The following is a 15,341-nucleotide window of genomic DNA, read 5'->3' as shown; positions in this document are numbered from 1 at the left end:
TTCGGGTAGAGAATTTTCTACAGATAAAAGAAAAACCCCGAGTTATCCCGGGGTTTTGTCGGTTTCAATCACCAATTACGCTTCCGACTTACCGTCTGGGTCGACTGACTTGTTGCCAGTTTCCACTTCGTCCGAAGACGGAGGAACGTCGCTAGAGCTGGCTTCGGCGCTTGGCTTGGTCGGCGTGTTATCTGAACTGTCATCAGCAGACCAGCCGGCGGGCTCACGAACAGGGCGTCTTGCCATCAGGTCATCAATTTGCGCAGCATCGATAGTTTCGTACTTCATCAATGCATCTTTCATCGCATGCATGATATCCATGTTTTCTTCGATGATCTTGCGCGCACGTAGATAGTTACGGTCAATCAGTTCACGGATTTCACCATCGATAAGACGTGCAGTCTCATCAGACATGTGCTTGCTCTGTGTAACAGAGCGACCAAGGAACACTTCACCTTCGTCTTCTGCATACAGCAGTGGACCTAATTTCTCAGAGAAGCCCCATTGAGTCACCATCTTACGGGCAATATCTGTTGCACGCTCAATATCATTAGATGCGCCAGTAGACACTTTGTCCACACCGTAAATGAGCTCTTCAGCCAGTCGGCCACCGTACAGACTCGAAATCATCGACTCCAAGTGCTGGCGAGACATGCTGACGCGGTCTTGCTCAGGTAGATACATTGTCACACCCAACGCACGGCCACGTGGGATGATAGAGACTTTGTATACTGGGTCATGTTCTGGCACCAAGCGACCAACAACAGCGTGGCCTGCTTCGTGGTATGCCGTTGATTCTTTGACCTCTTCAGACATCACCATAGACTTGCGCTCTGCGCCCATCATGATTTTGTCTTTCGCAAGTTCAAACTCAACCATAGAGACAACGCGCTTGTTACCACGTGCTGCAAACAGAGCCGCTTCATTAACAAGGTTTGCCAGATCTGCACCAGAGAATCCTGGGGTACCACGGGCAATCAGTGATGCTTCGACATCGCTGCCCAATGGGACTTTACGCATGTGAACTTTCAGAATCTGCTCACGGCCACGCACATCAGGCAGACCAACAACAACCTGACGGTCGAAACGGCCTGGACGCAGTAGCGCTGGGTCAAGAACGTCTGGGCGGTTAGTTGCTGCAATAACAATGATGCCTTCGTTACCCTCAAAGCCATCCATTTCAACCAGCATTTGGTTCAGTGTTTGCTCACGCTCGTCGTGACCACCACCTAAACCTGCACCACGTTGGCGACCTACTGCATCGATCTCATCAATAAAGATGATACAAGGCGATGCTTTCTTCGCTTGTTCAAACATGTCACGTACACGTGATGCACCAACACCCACGAACATTTCAACGAAGTCAGAACCAGAAATCGTGAAGAAAGGTACTTTTGCTTCACCCGCAATGGCTTTTGCAAGCAGGGTTTTACCGGTACCAGGAGGACCAACCATAAGAACACCGGTTGGGATCTTACCACCCAGTTTCTGGAAACGGCTTGGGTCACGCAGGTAATCAACCAGTTCTTTGACGTCTTCTTTTGCTTCGTCACAGCCAGCAACATCGGCAAAAGTGGTTTTGATTTGCTCTTCGCTCATCATGCGCGCTTTTGACTTACCAAAAGACATCGCGCCTTTTCCGCCACCGCCTTGCATTTGACGCATGAAGAAAATCCATACACCGATAAGCAGCAGCATCGGGAACCAAGAGATGAAGATAGACGCAAGAATGCTTGGTTCTTCAGGCGGTGTACCACGCACCTGAACTTTAGCGTTGATCAGATCATCCAGCAGTTTAGGGTCTTGGAGTACAGGCATATACGTGACATAGCCAGTGCCATCACGACGTGTCACTTTCAGTTCGCGGTTATCGAACTGTACATCCTGTATTTTATCCTGTCCTATCTCTTGGACGAACGTTGTGTAGTCGACTTGACGGCCAGCACTGTCACCCGGTCCAAAGCTTTGGAACACAGACATTAATACGACAGCGATAACCAGCCATAAAATCAAGTTTTTTGCCATGTCACTCAAGGTGTTAGCCCCGCAAAAACTATATTAATAATGGTAGAGTACTACAGTTTATACCCTGTAGCCACAATGTAGACCTCGCGCGAACGTGCACGGGAGGAATCAGGTTTACGGATTTTAACCGCTTTAAACATCTTACGCACTTCAGCCAAGTACTGATCAAAGCCTTCACCTTGGAAAACTTTGACAATAAATGAACCGTTTGGTGCCAAGACTTCACGACACATGTCCAATGCAAGCTCAACAAGGTACATGGCGCGTGGCTGATCTGAAGCCAAGTTTCCGCTCATATTTGGTGCCATGTCTGACATCACCACATCAACCATGTCTGGCTGGATACGGTCAAGCAGCGCATTCAACACCGCTTCTTCACGGAAGTCGCCTTGCAAAAATGCCACGCCAGGAAGAGAGTCCATAGGCAGAATATCACAGGCAATGACCTGTCCACTATCACCGACCTGCTCTACTGCGTATTGGGACCAACCACCAGGGGCAGCACCCAAATCCACAATAGTCATACCCGGTTTAAGCAGCTTATCTTTACCCTGGATCTCATCGAGTTTAAAAATTGCTCTCGAACGAAAGCCTTTTTTCTGGGCTTCCTGAACATATTTATCATCAAAATGTTCTTTCAACCAGCGACCAGAGCTCGCTGAGTGTTTCTTTTTGCTCATGTTTTACCTAGCCCACAATACTGCCGCAAAGTTCTTGCGGATGATTCAGGGGGATATTTGTTCAGTTTGGATAGAGATGGCGGTAGAATGTCACGTTTTCAACCCCGATAAAACAAGAAATCGAGTCATCAATGAATCTAAGCACAAAACAAAAACAGTATCTGAAAGGTCTGGCACACAACCTGAAACCGGTTGTACTCATGGGTGCAAATGGCCTGACAGAAGCCGTGCTTGCTGAGATTGAAATCGCTCTCGATCATCACGAACTGATCAAGGTGAAAGTGGCATCAGAAGATCGCGACACTAAGAACCTGATTGTAGACGCAATCGTTCGTGAAACTAAAGCAGAGAAAGTACAGGTTATCGGTAAAGTTCTGGTTCTGTACCGCCAAAGCGAAGAGCGCAAAATCGAATTGCCACGCAAATAAAAGAGGCCGCTTAGCGGCCTTTTTTACATCAGTTGCCTGTAACAAACGCTAACATTTTTGCCGCTCACAGGCTTCCAACATTTATACGTATTCTACGCTATCAATTTCAAACTCTTTCACGCCGCCCGGCACGGTGATGGACACTTCATCACCTTCTTCTTTACCGATAAGGCCTCGCGCAATCGGCGAGTTGATAGAAATAAGGTTCTGTTTAATATCCGCCTCGTCATCACCCACGATTTGGTAAGTCACCTCATCATCAGTGTTACAGTCAATAAGCGTTACAGTCGAACCGAAGATAACCTTGCCATTATTTGGCATCTTCGCAATGTCGATCACCTGAGCGACAGAAAGCTTGTACTCAATATCACGGATTTGTGCTTCACAAATGCCCTGCTCTTCACGAGCAGCGTGGTACTCCGCATTCTCTTTCAGGTCACCAAGTTCGCGTGCTTCAGCAATGGCTTGAGTGATTAGCGGACGGCGTTTCAACAGGCGGTCCAGCTCTTCTCTCAATTGCTGTTCGCCACGCACAGTCATTGGTACTTTATCCATAAATGACATTACCTCTGTGACCAAAACCATATGTTTTGGCAAAAACAAAGCCACGCCCAGACAGAGTTTGAGCGCAGCCAACGAATTACTTTCATCTCAGTGTAAACAAGTTATCTGTTCAGGTCACCAACGATTTGAAAGCCGGGCTTATCAAAACCGAGAGCGCAAAAACCCATGCATACTTTAGAGGGTATTTCTCAAACACATGTCACACATCAAAGCAATAACATAGAGATTTAGTTCGCAATTAAATATAAAAACTTCTAAATCACCACGCACCCAATGAACTTTACCAAGAACCCATAACCACCTGTTATTAAAGCCCTTAGTAATCTCCATTCATATAAAAAACAGTGTTTTCTATTTGTTTTTTGATTGTTTTACTAACAGTCCCAAATCGGGAGCGGTTACAAACAAGGCATCGCGACGTTTGGAGATAACGTCCCGAAAATCAAATTCATATAAAGGACAACGTAATGAACAAAAAGTTGATTGCTCTTGCTGTAGCTGCTGTTGCTTCTACTTCTGTATCTGCTGCTGAAATCTTTAACGACGGCACTTCTTCTATGGCTATCGGCGGTCGTGCTGAAGCTCGTGCAGCTATCAAAGATGGCGACATCACCGATAACAGCCGTGTTCGTCTGAACGTTCTGGGTACCACTCAAATTGGCGAAGGCGCATACGGTGTAGGTTTCTTTGAGCAAGAGTTCACTACTAACGACGCAATCGAAAACGGCGATAAAGACGATACACGTTATGTTTACGCAGGTATCGGTTCTGAATTCGGTCTAGTAACATACGGTAAGAACGACGGCTCTCTGGGCATGATCACCGACTTCACTGATATCATGTCTTACCACGGTGCAGCTGCAAGCGGCAAAATCACCGTTGCAGACCGCACAGACAACAACCTGACTTACGTCGGTGAGTTTGGTGGCCTGACTGTTAAAGCAAACTACGTATCTGACACTGTTGACGAAAAAACTGGTGTAGAAATCCGTAACGGTGGCTACTCAGCAGCTGTTAAATACGCGATGGACAACGGCTTGGCAATGGCGATCGGTTACGCAGACCAGGGTAAAGACACCAGCGAAGCTAACCAGCTGGAAACTGCTGTATCTTACGCGTTTGGTGACTTCTACGTAGCTGCTCTGTACAACACTGGTGAAGCTTACAACGATAGCTACAGCAAAGTAGTAGACGTTGATGGTTACGAGCTGGCAGCAGCTTACACTATGGGTCAAACCAAGTTCACTACTACCTACGGTAACAAGGAAGTAGCAAACAAAGCTGATGTTGACGCATTGGCAATCGACGCAACTCACTACTTCAACGACAACTTCCGCGCATACGCATCTTACAACTTCAATCTGCTGAACGCAGAAGAAGCTGGCTCTTCATACGCTGCTGAAGACGAGATGGTATTCGGCCTGCGTTACGACTTCTGATTCTCTTTTAAGTTAAATACTTAATATTGAATATCAAAACGCCTACCTACGTGTAGGCGTTTTTTGTACCATACTGAATCTGCCTTCTTTGCCGGAGAAATCATGGTGCGCCTTCTTATCCTTCTGCTTTTACTCCCCCTTTCAATTTCAGCTTATGCCGTGCCTCTCAACAAAATTGAGGCCATGCTCCCTGCTGGCAGTCAGCTTGCGCTTTCCGTTCTAGATGCGAACTCTGGTTCATCCATCCTTTCCGTTGATGAAGACATTCTTTTGCCTCCGGCCAGCACCCAGAAAGTGGTGACGGCACTTGCAGCCAGTCTTTATTTGCCAAAAAACTTTGCATTCGAAACAAGCGTTGAGCAAGCAGGGAAAGACATCGTATTTACTTTTTCTGGCGACCCAACACTGACGCGAAAAGATCTCAAACTCTTGGTTGGCGCCCTAAAAGCAAAGGGTATTAAGCGTATTAGGGGGGATGTTTGGTTAGATGGTACCGTTTTTTCCGGGTATGAAAGAGCAGTTGGTTGGCCTTGGGACATTCTTGGGGTCTGCTACAGTGCCCCTTCCAGCGCTGTTGCACTGGAAAGAAACTGCGTACAAGGTTCAATTTACAGCGAGAAAGGCCGACAGAAAACGCGTGTTTTTGTTCCTGAGCACCAACCTGTTCAAGTGAGCACTGATGCTCTTGTCGTGACAAAAACCGAACAGGAAGCAAGTCTGTGCGATTTAGAACTTCACTATGACAATAACAACCAATATCAGCTAGGTGGATGCTTGCAGCAGCGTTCGAAGCCTCTCCCCCTCAAATTTGCTGTTCAGAATCCGCAAAAGTATGTCGAAGATGTTTTGGCAGCTGAATTAAAAACGGCCGCTATTCGATTGGAAGGCAGCATTCGTGTCGGCTTCCCAAAAGGCAACCGTACCTTTCTGGCAAAACATTCCTCGGACACACGAGATGCCTTACTAAAAATAATGCTAAAACGCTCTGACAACCTACTCGCTGACAATCTGCTGAAGACCATGGGTCATCGCTACTTCGGTAAAGCCGGCACCTTCGCCAATGGCGCCGCAGCAGTGAAAGCTATCTTGCAGGAAAAGGCCGGGCTGGACTTAACCTATGCTGTCATGGTTGATGGCTCTGGCCTTTCACGAAACAACCGCATGACAGCATCTCAACTGATGAATGTCATGCAGTATGTATATGAAAACCCAAGTCTTGGCGTGCTTGCTATGCTGCCGGTATCAGGCGTTGACGGCACTTTGAAGTACCGCTCAAGCGTACGCCATGCACCCTTAAAGCAAAGACTCTCAGCCAAAACAGGCTCGCTCTACGGAAGCTATAATCTCGCTGGTGTGCTTAAAAACGAGCAAGGTAAAGATATCTTGGTCGTGCAATTAGTGACGAACTATCACATCCCAAAATCGGATGACAGGCCAGCCAATGTCGCCAGCCCAATCACCCAATTTGAACGGGAACTTTATCAGGCACTGCTTACGTCAAGCCTAACCATGCGTTAACAGTGACGAAGTAAATCGCCATTCCGCTGATATCGACCACTGACGCCAATACAGGGCTAACCAACACAGCAGGGTCAAGTTTGAGCTTTCTTGCCACCAATGGCAGCACTCCACCAAGGGTGGTAGAAATTGTTACTTGGATGCTCAGTGCCAGGCCTATGGCAATGGCGATATCAATTAAGGTCATGCCTGCTGGCAGGGCACTGTGATCACTGAATAACATGACCCTTGCCATAATGACAGCGGCAAGGGAAATAGCGATGATCGACGCTATCCGTAGCTCTTTCCACATCACCTGAAGCCATTGGGTTGGCCTGACTTCATTCATCGCAAGCGCTCTGACCACCAGTGTCGCGGCTTGCGAGCCAGCATTACCACCGGCAGCTGCAATGACAGGCATATAAATAGCCAGCAACACGAGCTGACTCAATGTATCCTCGTAGTGTGAGATAATAAGTCCAGATACGATACCGAGCAGTGCTAATCCAACAATCCAACCAATCCGTTGACGAACGTGGCTCAATACCGAGTTAGTCAGATAATTGCCATCAGGCTCTGCTTCTGAGCTTATCAACCCAAGTCCGGTGGCAATTTGCCTGACACGCACTACCTCCCCAGTTTCAGCCAGGTCATCAAGTAGCTGTCGAACCAACGCCAGCGGACACTGATTTAATACTGCAATTGCCTCACTGACAGGCATTACAGAGAGCAAGCGAACACGCTCATTGTTTTCATGAAATAAAAAAGCGCTTCTTGCTGCTTCAATTTCTCTCGCAGCAAAAGTGCTTGGCTGGTTTCCCAGCGAAGTAGCGTTCATTACCGCCATAGCGAACCTCCCGATTGGCTAGGTGTAACGACCATAGAAAAGCGACTGATTTAAGTCGAAAAAGTGCAGAAGCCTTTTAAAGACATACGAATACAGTCAGCTCTCTCACTCAGAATTGTCGGGAAGCGCAGGGAATAAAAAGGGAGCTTTAAAGCGGAGCATTCCAACCGGACGGTTGAAACGCGAAATGATCACGAATGTTACCGTCTGGGATTACAGGCTTCCCTTGCAACTCGGAGGCTGGTCGATAACGTTCATGGTTTTCTCCAATTCAGTCGCAGCATTGCGACCCGTAAATTCTATGTGGAACGTACAAGAACTCAACTAAAAACAAGGCAAAAAATATCAAGGACAAAAAACTAAAAACATAAAAAAGCCCGCCATTAAGGCGGGCAAGGAGGTTATCGTAACGGTCGGCTTACTGCCGACTCATTAGTCTCCCCTCACAACTTAAAGCGGCAGCTCCAAATCGTTCGGGGCAGTTTTGTTAATTATTTACCGTACTTTTCCGCCACGCGTGCGTGCAGCTCTTGTACTGAGTTCACCTTCGACAGGTCAGCTGCAGCGTGCGCCATGCAGGTTGCGAATGCCGCATTTAGCGTAGTGGTGTAGTTCACCTTCTCTGCCAGTGCGCCGCGACGCAGTACCTTCGAGTCTTCAATTGCTTGACGACCTTCGGTGGTATTGATGATGTAGCTGTACTCACCGTTCTTGATGCGGTCAAGAATGTGAGGACGACCTTCGTGTACTTTGTTCACCAGGCGTGGGTTGATGCCCGCTTCGCCGAGAACAACCGCAGTACCGTGAGTCGCATCCAGCTCGAAGCCCAACTTGATAAGCTTGGCTGCCAGGTCAACAACACGTTGTTTGTCGTTGTTACGAACAGACAGCAGAGCACGACCTTGATCAGTGTACGTTTTGCCACAACCAAGGTCTGCTTTCGCAAACGCTTCTGCAAACGTGTCGCCCACACCCATAACTTCACCGGTTGAACGCATTTCAGGGCCAAGCAGTGGGTCAACGCCAGGGAACTTGTTGAATGGCAGAACCACTTCTTTCACTGAGTAGTAAGGAGGAATGATTTCTTGAGTGAAACCTTGTGCCTCCAGAGACTGACCCGCCATGACACGAGCAGCAATCTTCGCCAGTGGTGCGCCGGTCGCTTTTGATACGAAAGGCACGGTACGCGCTGCACGTGGGTTCACCTCAATCAGGTAAACTTCGCCGTCTTTTACAGCAAACTGAGTATTCATCAGGCCACGAACACCCAGCTCGAAGGCCAGTTTCTCAACCTGACGGCGCATCTCGTCCTGAATCTCTTGGCTCAGGGTGTAAGCAGGCAGTGAACATGCAGAATCACCAGAGTGAACGCCCGCTTGTTCGATGTGTTCCATGATGCCGCCGATAACCACTCGCTCGCCGTCGCAGATTGCATCGACGTCAACTTCTGTCGCGTCATCCAGGAAACGGTCCAGCAGTACAGGAGACTCGTTAGACACGCTTACCGCTTCGTTGAAGTAACGGCGCAGGTCGCTCTCGTCGTAAACGATTTCCATCGCACGGCCGCCCAGTACATAAGAAGGACGAACCACCAGCGGATAACCGATTTCACGGGATTTCTCTACCGCTTGCTCCAGTGCCGTTACTGTCGCGTTTTCAGGCTGTTTCAGGCCCAGACGCTCAACCGCCGCTTGGAAGCGTTCACGGTCTTCTGCACGGTCGATAGCATCAGGGCTGGTACCAATGATTGGCACGCCTGCTGCTTCCAGCGCACGTGCCAGTTTCAGAGGCGTTTGGCCACCGTACTGAACGATAACGCCTTTTGGCTTTTCAACACGCGCAATGGCCAGTACGTCTTCCAGTGTTACCGGCTCAAAGTACAGACGGTCTGAGGTGTCATAGTCAGTCGAAACCGTCTCAGGGTTACAGTTAACCATGATGGTTTCGTAGCCATCTTCACGCAGTGCCAATGATGCGTGTACACAGCAGTAGTCGAACTCGATACCCTGACCGATACGGTTTGGACCGCCGCCCAGAACCATGATCTTGTCTTTATCTGAAGGGTTCGCTTCACACTCTTCATCGTAAGATGAGTACATGTACGCCGTGTCAGAAGAAAATTCTGCTGCACAGGTATCAACACGCTTGTAAACAGGGTGAATATCGTACTGGTCGCGCAGTTTGCGGATTTCGCTTTCACTCACACCTAGCAGCTTGCTCAGACGTGCATCGGAGAAACCTTTACGCTTCAGTTTGCGCAGTACTTTCGCATTCAAGCCAGCAAAGCCGCCTTCTTTGATTTCCGCTTCCAGCTTCACAATCTCTTCGATTTGAACCAGGAACCAGCGATCGATGTTCGTCAGTTTGAATACGCCGTCTACGGACATGCCCGCACGGAATGCATCTGCGATATACCAAATACGTTCTGCGCCTGCATCTTTCAGCTCGTGGCGGATTTTGGTCAGTGCATCTGGCTCATCCAGGTCAACCATTTCGTCGAAACCTGTCGCACCAACTTCCAGGCCACGCAGCGCTTTGTGCAGTGATTCCTGTTGGTTACGGCCGATAGCCATGACTTCACCCACAGATTTCATCTGGGTAGTCAGGCGGTCATTTGCGCCCGCAAATTTTTCGAAGTTAAAGCGTGGGATCTTGGTAACCACATAGTCGATGGTCGGTTCGAAAGACGCTGGCGTTGCACCGCCAGTGATGTCGTTCATCAGCTCATCAAGGGTGAAACCAACAGCCAGTTTCGCTGCCACTTTTGCAATCGGGAAACCCGTTGCTTTCGATGCCAGTGCAGAAGAGCGCGATACGCGTGGGTTCATCTCGATGATAACCATACGGCCATCTTTCGGGTTGATACCGAACTGAACGTTAGAGCCACCCGTTTCAACGCCGATTTCGCGAAGAACTGCCAGCGATGCATTACGCATCAGTTGGTATTCTTTATCAGTCAGGGTCTGCGCTGGTGCAACCGTGATGGAATCACCGGTGTGGATACCCATGGCATCAAAGTTCTCGATAGAACACACGATGATACAGTTGTCCGCTTTGTCGCGAACCACTTCCATTTCGTACTCTTTCCAGCCGATCAGAGATTCGTCAATCAGCAGCTCGTTGGTTGGAGACAGATCCAGACCACGGCGACAGATTTCGTCGAACTCTTCTTTGTTATACGCGATACCACCCCCTGTACCACCCATAGTGAAAGAAGGACGGATGATACATGGGAAGCCCACCATATCGAGGACTTTGTAAGCCTCTTCCATGGTCTTCGCCGTGTCAGCACGTGGACATTCCAGGCCGATAGACTTCATAGCTTTATCGAAACGTGAACGGTCTTCTGCTTTATCAATCGCGTCCGCCGTTGCACCAATCATCTCCACGCCGAACTCAGCCAGTACGCCGTGTTTTTCCAGATCCAGTGCACAGTTCAGTGCTGTCTGGCCACCCATGGTAGGCAGAACCGCATCTGGACGCTCTTTTTCAATGATGTTGCGTACTACTTCCCACTGGATTGGCTCGATGTAAGTCGCATCAGCCATCTCTGGGTCAGTCATGATGGTGGCAGGGTTGGAGTTCACCAGAATAACGCGGTAACCCTCTTCACGCAGCGCTTTACACGCCTGTGCACCTGAATAGTCGAACTCACACGCCTGACCGATAACAATCGGGCCTGCGCCAAGGATAAGAATACTTTGAATATCTGTACGTTTTGGCATTCTCTGCTACTCCGGATTACGCGCTGTGTTGCTTGATCAGTTCAATAAAGTGGTCGAAAAGCGGTGCCGCATCGTGCGGACCTGGGCTTGCCTCAGGGTGGCCCTGGAAGCTGAATGCAGGTTTATCCGTGCGGTGGATGCCCTGCAGTGAGCCGTCGAACAGAGATTTGTGCGTCGCGCGCAGGTTAGCTGGCAGCGTCTCTTCGTCCGCTGCAAAGCCGTGGTTCTGGCTGGTGATCATCACGACATTGCGGTCCAAGTCTTTAACCGGGTGGTTCGCGCCATGGTGACCAAACTTCATTTTCACAGTTTGTGCACCTGATGCCAGTGCCAGGATTTGGTGGCCTAGACAGATGCCAAAGATTGGTAAGCCTTTCTCCAGAAACACCTTGGTCGCTTCAATCGCATAAGTACATGGCTCTGGGTCGCCAGGGCCGTTTGACAGGAACACACCGTCTGGATTCATTGCCAGCACTTCTTCTGCTGATGTCTGAGCTGGAACCACAGTCAAGCGGCAGCCACGGTCAACCAACATACGCAGAATGTTACGTTTCGCGCCGAAATCATAAGCCACTACGTGATAAGGCAGTTCGCTGTCATCTTTCGCTTCTGGTAGTCCGCCTTCCAGCGTCCATGAGCCTTGTTTCCACTCGTACGCTTCAGCTGTAGTCACTTCTTTCGCCAGATCCATGCCTTTCAGGCCAGGAAATTCTTTGGCTTTTGCCAGTGCCAGCGCTTCATCGATGTTGTCGCCCGCAACGATGCAACCATTCTGAGCACCTTTTTCACGCAGCAAACGAGTCAGCTTACGGGTGTCGATATCAGCGATGCCAACGATGTTTTGGGATTTCAGATAATCAGAAAGGGATTGCTGATTACGGAAGTTAGAAGCGATGAGGGGGAGGTCGCGGATTACCAGGCCTTGAGCATGGATTTTTGAGGATTCTTCGTCTTCGGTATTAGTACCGGTATTGCCAATGTGGGGATAAGTGAGAGTAACGATTTGCTGGGAATAGGAAGGGTCGGTGAGAATTTCTTGGTACCCCGTCATCGAGGTATTGAAAACAACTTCACCAACAGCGGTTCCATCAGCACCAATGGATTCACCGTGGAATACAGTCCCGTCTTCCAGGACTAAGAGCGCAGACTTGCTCAAGACAACCTCCAAATAAATAAAGATGCAGAAAAACTATATAATCTTGCATCAAAGCATTCCATACAAGTGCCAAAAATCACTAAAGCTGAATTTTGACAAATTGCGCGCATTCTAGAGATCGATTCACAAGCTGTCAATAAGTGGCAAAAAAAAGAATATTACTTATGGTCTATAACTGAGGTTTTGACTACCAAGCAGTTAAAAGTGAGGGTTATCTGAGGATTTCACGCAAAATTATGTAGAACAGGTTAACACTTTCTCTGCGGCGCAGCATTTGAGGCAAATAAAGCAGTCAGGTCGAGACGCAACCGTTTTTATCAGCAAGGTTTAGATGGTATTTTATAGGCTTAATAAAGAAAACAAGAATAACGTCAAATTAAAAGCAGTTAAGTGACGGGAATTTTGTAATCTGCGACCATTTAAATAAAATCGTCGTTTATTAAGAATAAACTATGCAGCATACAGAGAGACACTGCATAGTTATATGAATACGTATTGACTGGAAAAACGAGTAATTTACAGGGTGTCCAGCTCAAGCACGTCTTGCATGGTGTAGAAACCCGCTTCTTTTGCTGCCAGCCATACCGCTGCGCGAACCGCTCCATTGGCGAAGGTCATACGGTTAGATGCTTTGTGGGTAATTTCCACACGCTCACCAATGTCTGCAAACATCGCAGTATGCTCACCAACAATGTCACCCGCACGGATAGTCGCAAACCCAATCTCATCCCGGGTACGCTCGCCAGTGATTCCTTCACGAGCATATACTGCAACATCACTCAGCTTGTTACCCATGGCACCCGCGATGGCTTCACCCATACCAATTGCGGTACCTGATGGAGCATCCACTTTATGTCTATGGTGCGCTTCAACGATTTCGATATCACAGTAACCACCCATCACTTTGGCGGCTTTCTCCAGCAGTTTGAAAACCAGGTTCACACCTACGCTGTAGTTTGGTGCCATGACGATACCAACATCCGTTGCCGCATCAATCTGTGCACGCTGCTCTTCGCTAAAGCCAGTCGTACCGATCACCAGTCGCTTACCATGAGCGCGGCAGAGCTCAATGTTTGACAGTGTCGCTACTGGTGCAGTGAAATCGATGATAACATCAAACTGGTCAGCCACTTTAGCCAGATCATCGACGATCGCCACATCGCGCTTACCAATACCCGCCAGTTCACCTGCGTCGGTACCAATCAAGCTCGACTCAGGACGCTCACTTGCTGCAGCCAGAACCGCGCCTTCCATCGCGTCAGTCGCTTGAATAAGCTGTCGGCCCATACGTCCGGCAGCGCCCGCAATTGCAATGCGAACCATCTGTTTCCCCTTTTAACTTCCTGTCATCACGCCACTTTGTGCGCGTTATGTTCGTAACTGGGTAACCACTCTACCCTTTTCGCCGCGTGATGTGAATCAACCTCTGCGCGGTCAATCGCGGGAATGGCGGCGTAAAAAAGGGAGCCTTCGCTCCCTTTTGGATTTGTTAATTAGTGCACTTCTTTTACTTGAAGCTCTCGTGGTACTTCAAAGAACATATTCTCTTCACGGCCTTTCAGCTCTTCCACGGATGTACCACCCAGCTCTTCAATGCGGGCGATAATCAGGTTTACCAGCTCTTCCGGCGCTGATGCACCTGCGGTGATCCCGACTTTGGTTTTCCCGTCAAACCATTCCGCTTTCACATCTTCTGCACAATCGGTCAGATAACCCGGTGTTCCCAGCTTTTCACTGAGTTCACGCAGGCGGTTCGAGTTCGAGCTGTTTTTCGAGCCCACTACCACCAGTACATCACACTGAGTAGCCAGATCACGCACAGCATCCTGACGGTTTTGCGTTGCGTAACAGATATCATCTTTACGTGGGCCTTGAATTTCCGGGAAGACCTTACGCAAAGTTTCAATTACCTCTGCTGTTTCATCCACAGACAAAGTCGTTTGACTCACGAAATGAAGGTTGGATGGGTCTTTCACGTCCAACTTGTAAACGTCTTCCGGTTTCTCCACCAGGTACATGCCACCGGTTTCGCTGGCGTATTGCCCCATGGTACCTTCCACTTCTGGGTGACCGGCATGACCAATCAATACCACTTCCATATTACGGCGGCTTGCACGTGCCACTTCCATATGGACTTTGGTCACCAACGGACAGGTAGCATCAAAGACGGTCAATGCACGGGCTTTCGCTTCATTGCGTACCGCTTGAGAAACGCCATGCGCAGAGAAAATCACAATGCTGTCGTCTGGCACTTCGCTGAGCTGTTCAACAAATACCGCTCCGCGCGCTTTGAGGCCTTCAACAACAAAGCGGTTATGTACCACTTCATGACGTACATAAATTGGTGGCTGGTAAAGTTCCAGAGCACGTTCAACGATACTGATCGCGCGATCAACACCGGCACAAAACCCTCGTGGGTTAGCTAGCATGACTTTCATGGGATAGCCTTTTAAGCAACACTGACAATTTCAACGTCAAAGATAACACGATGTCCCGCCAATGGGTGATTGAAGTCCACCGTCACAGATTCGCCTGCCACTTCCGTAATCAGACCCGGGATCTCCTGGCCGCCTGGGCCAGAAAAGGCAATGATAGTGCCCTCTTCAGCTGGTGCATCACCAGCAAACAAGCTGCGGTCCATGTGCTGAACGTTGTCTGGATTTGGCTGACCAAAAGCATCTTCAGGCTCCAGTGTGAAGCTAGCCGACTCTCCTTCTGTTAAGCCCAGCAGACACTTTTCAAAGTTCTCTGTCAGACTGCCATCCCCCATCACCAGCTTCGCAGGTTTACCTGAAGTTTTGGTGCTGTCTGCTACTGAGCCGTCTTCAAGTTTGATGGTGAAGTGCATGATGACTTCACTGTTTGCAATAATTTGCGCCATTAGCTCACTTCCTTTGTTGGCGGGCAATTTACCAAAAGCAACAGCCCCTAAGTCCCCATTTTCAATTGGGTTATCAAGGTTTTTATACGACTTGGCGCC

The 15,341-nt window shown here is 48.9% G+C and carries 12 protein-coding genes; 3 read left to right on the top strand and 9 right to left on the bottom strand.

Annotated features, from left to right (window positions below):
- Nucleotides 1-75 precede the first annotated feature (75 nt).
- Nucleotides 76-1,980 carry an ATP-dependent zinc metalloprotease FtsH gene (gene ftsH, locus GCE9029_RS22980; RefSeq protein ID WP_438356881.1) on the bottom strand — a complete coding sequence of 635 codons (1,905 nt, stop codon included), beginning with the start codon at nucleotides 1,978-1,980 and terminating at the stop codon, nucleotides 76-78.
- 95 nt (nucleotides 1,981-2,075) lie between these two features.
- Nucleotides 2,076-2,705, bottom strand: a complete 630-nt coding sequence (rlmE, locus tag GCE9029_RS22975; RefSeq protein ID WP_002540334.1) for a 23S rRNA (uridine(2552)-2'-O)-methyltransferase RlmE — start codon at nucleotides 2,703-2,705, stop codon at nucleotides 2,076-2,078.
- A gap of 131 nt (nucleotides 2,706-2,836) precedes the next feature.
- On the opposite strand from rlmE, the gene yhbY reads away from it, so the two are divergent.
- The gene (gene yhbY / locus GCE9029_RS22970; RefSeq protein WP_002540335.1) at nucleotides 2,837-3,133 is read left to right on the top strand and encodes a ribosome assembly RNA-binding protein YhbY; all 297 of its coding nucleotides are present in this window, start codon (nucleotides 2,837-2,839) and stop codon (nucleotides 3,131-3,133) included.
- Between the two features lie 81 nt (nucleotides 3,134-3,214).
- Here the strand turns inward: yhbY and greA are convergent, their stop codons facing one another.
- Entirely contained in the window at nucleotides 3,215-3,688 is a 474-nt protein-coding gene (greA, locus tag GCE9029_RS22965; RefSeq protein WP_197475417.1) for a transcription elongation factor GreA, read from the bottom strand.
- Nucleotides 3,689-4,164: 476 nt separating this feature from the next.
- Here greA and GCE9029_RS22960 point away from each other — a divergent pair, with 476 nt between their 5' ends.
- Nucleotides 4,165-5,136, top strand: coding sequence for a porin (locus tag GCE9029_RS22960; protein ID WP_062667289.1), 972 nt, complete (start codon nucleotides 4,165-4,167; stop codon nucleotides 5,134-5,136).
- A gap of 102 nt (nucleotides 5,137-5,238) precedes the next feature.
- Entirely contained in the window at nucleotides 5,239-6,654 is a 1,416-nt protein-coding gene (gene dacB, locus GCE9029_RS22955) for a serine-type D-Ala-D-Ala carboxypeptidase (RefSeq protein ID WP_062667287.1), read from the top strand.
- Here dacB and GCE9029_RS22950 read toward each other — a convergent pair.
- The 6 genes from GCE9029_RS22950 to fkpB form a co-directional block, all read right to left on the bottom strand.
- The gene (locus GCE9029_RS22950) at nucleotides 6,629-7,480 is read right to left on the bottom strand and encodes a magnesium transporter (protein ID WP_062667285.1); all 852 of its coding nucleotides are present in this window, start codon (nucleotides 7,478-7,480) and stop codon (nucleotides 6,629-6,631) included. The two genes, dacB and GCE9029_RS22950, sit on opposite strands and share 26 nt — an antisense overlap.
- 491 nt (nucleotides 7,481-7,971) lie before the next feature.
- Nucleotides 7,972-11,205, bottom strand: a complete 3,234-nt coding sequence (gene carB, locus GCE9029_RS22945; protein WP_062667283.1) for a carbamoyl-phosphate synthase large subunit — start codon at nucleotides 11,203-11,205, stop codon at nucleotides 7,972-7,974.
- Nucleotides 11,206-11,221: 16 nt separating this feature from the next.
- A complete protein-coding gene (carA, locus tag GCE9029_RS22940; RefSeq protein WP_046304409.1) occupies nucleotides 11,222-12,361 on the bottom strand; it encodes a glutamine-hydrolyzing carbamoyl-phosphate synthase small subunit in 1,140 nt (379 codons plus the stop codon).
- 516 nt (nucleotides 12,362-12,877) lie between these two features.
- Nucleotides 12,878-13,684 (bottom strand): 4-hydroxy-tetrahydrodipicolinate reductase, encoded by an 807-nt coding sequence (gene dapB / locus GCE9029_RS22935; protein ID WP_062667282.1) that lies wholly within the window; start codon nucleotides 13,682-13,684, stop codon nucleotides 12,878-12,880.
- A gap of 170 nt (nucleotides 13,685-13,854) precedes the next feature.
- A complete protein-coding gene (gene ispH / locus GCE9029_RS22930) occupies nucleotides 13,855-14,799 on the bottom strand; it encodes a 4-hydroxy-3-methylbut-2-enyl diphosphate reductase (protein ID WP_062667279.1) in 945 nt (314 codons plus the stop codon).
- An 11-nt stretch (nucleotides 14,800-14,810) separates the two neighbouring features.
- Nucleotides 14,811-15,242: an FKBP-type peptidyl-prolyl cis-trans isomerase gene (gene fkpB, locus GCE9029_RS22925; RefSeq protein WP_046304412.1), complete on the bottom strand. Its 432-nt coding sequence runs from the start codon at nucleotides 15,240-15,242 to the stop codon at nucleotides 14,811-14,813.
- Between the last annotated feature and the right edge of the window lie 99 nt (nucleotides 15,243-15,341).

It is taken from the genome of Grimontia celer (genome assembly GCF_900055185.1).
Classification (GTDB): domain Bacteria; phylum Pseudomonadota; class Gammaproteobacteria; order Enterobacterales; family Vibrionaceae; genus Enterovibrio; species Enterovibrio celer.
Note: the sequence above shows the minus strand (reverse complement) of the source record. Positions and strands in the feature narration are given on the sequence as shown.